Here is a 1,871-nt window from a genome sequence, read left to right on the forward strand (position 1 = left end):
CTCTTGTGACTAATCCCAAACTCTTCAACGGCCGGCCATCCTAGATATTTACCATCTTGGTTCCCTTGGCTTCGCACAGCGCAACCTTTCACTCTCGTCAGCTCCCTCTTGTAATGGTTACGACGCTGTTGGCTCTTTCGTTAGTACAGAAAGCGTTTTAGTAAGGCGCTCAAAGCCTATGCTAATCAACTCTGCGAGAGGCAGCGTTCGGTTCGACCGACGGAAATCACCATCAAGTGGGTTGTTAATTTGGCGGAGTCAGAGCTGGTCCATCGGGTAAAGAGGCTATTTCAATCGTTTGCTCCTGCGTTGGCCTTCGGGGAGGAGAGGAACACAGCAATCCAGCGCGTATTTTCAAACTGGCTACAGACAATTGTCAGCGAGACGGTGAGTGGAATGGCAATGAGTGCGCCCGCGAATCCCCAAAGCCAGCTCCAGAATGTCAGCGCCACGATCACGGCTATCGGCGAAAGCGACAAACCTCTCTCCTGCAGTAGCGGGCAGACGAAATTGCTAATGACGATCTGAATCACCGAGAACCCGGCAAGCGTGAGCAGCGTTCCACTCAAGCTTTTGAATTGCATCAGCGCATAAAGCGTTGGAGGTGCAATGCCGACAAAATTGCCTAGCACCGGAACGAAGTTCAGCAGGAAGTTCAAAATGCCCCAAACCAACGGCAAGTCGAGTCCGATCGTGAACGCCCACAAGGCGGTGGCAATGCCGGTTATCAAGCTGGTCAGAAGCGTAATGCCTAGATACTGGCGAATTCGTTTGGCAATTTCATCGATAGTTCTGGCGATTTCGCGGCGCTCACCTTGGCCGAACTCACGACCGATTTTTTTGCTCATCGCGTCGACCTCGCGTAGTCCGAACATGACCAGTAAAGCTATGAAGCCGAGATAAATCAAAATGGTCGATGCATTGGAGAAGACTTCTTGGCCCACTCCGATCAATCTGGAGCGTTCTTCGAGCTTTAAGCCTTCGATACCCCACCTATTCAGCCAGCGCATGATCGCCTGATACGCGACCTCAAGTTGACCCCAATTGTCTCCAAATGCGTGAACAACTTGCGCGGCCGAGAAATAGAGCGTGGCGAAGAAGAGACCAAGGACGAACAACAAAATGAGACTCGCACCGATGTAGCTGGCCCATGGGATCAAGCGGTCAAGCCAGAGCTTGACCGGCCAGACGGCTGCGATCAGCAAAACTGACGCAGTCAGGGGCATTGTTACGGGGTAGCTCGCGCGGAGTGCTGCAACCGCCAGAATGGTCGCGATGAAAGCGAGCATCCGGTTGCGAACGGTATTGATGAGTGGCATTCCGCGTCTCTCTTGAAGCTAGGCTCAGGCTGGGCCAGTGAAGAAAAATGACAGTCCGAAAAGAACATAGACGCCGACCAGAAGCAGACCTTCAAACCAAGTGGTTTCACCATCCCGCGCGACGGCGTTGACGACGAACGCGGTGCTGGCAATGGCGAACAGATAGAGCGGGTTGTGGAAAACAAGATTCATGGGGCGTCCCATAGCCGCCGAGAGCAACACCAGGAGCGGCGCCACGACCAGCGCCATTTGAATCGCGGAGCCGACGCAAATATTGAATGCGAGACCGATCTTGTCGCGGTATGCGAACCAGCTCGCGGCAAACAGATCGGCGCTCGTTCCGACCAGCGCCAATACGATCACGCCGAGAAAAACGGGTGAAAGCCCCAAGCTCGCCGCCGTCCGCATCAGAGCGCCGGATACCATCTCCGCTTCAAGAGCTATGATGGCGGTTGCGCCAATCATGACGGCAAGCGATGACCAAAGACCCCAGGAAGGAGCGTCGTGGGATTCCTCGTCCGCAAACGTGTCCCGATGGGGGATCAGCGTATA

The 1,871-nt window shown here is 54.4% G+C and carries 1 protein-coding gene and 1 pseudogene; both read right to left on the reverse strand.

Going from position 1 to position 1,871, the window contains the following annotated elements; genetic code table 11:
* Nucleotides 1-290: 290 nt before the first annotated feature.
* Nucleotides 291-1,319 carry an AI-2E family transporter gene (locus BGN91_RS13280; RefSeq protein ID WP_292613863.1) on the reverse strand — a complete coding sequence of 343 codons (1,029 nt, stop codon included), beginning with the start codon at nt 1,317-1,319 and terminating at the stop codon, nt 291-293.
* Between the two features lie 24 nt (nt 1,320-1,343).
* Nucleotides 1,344-1,871: pseudogene (locus BGN91_RS13285) on the reverse strand (calcium/proton exchanger); the annotation flags it as partial.

This window comes from Nitrobacter sp. 62-13 (assembly GCF_001896955.1).
GTDB lineage: Bacteria > Pseudomonadota > Alphaproteobacteria > Rhizobiales > Xanthobacteraceae > Nitrobacter.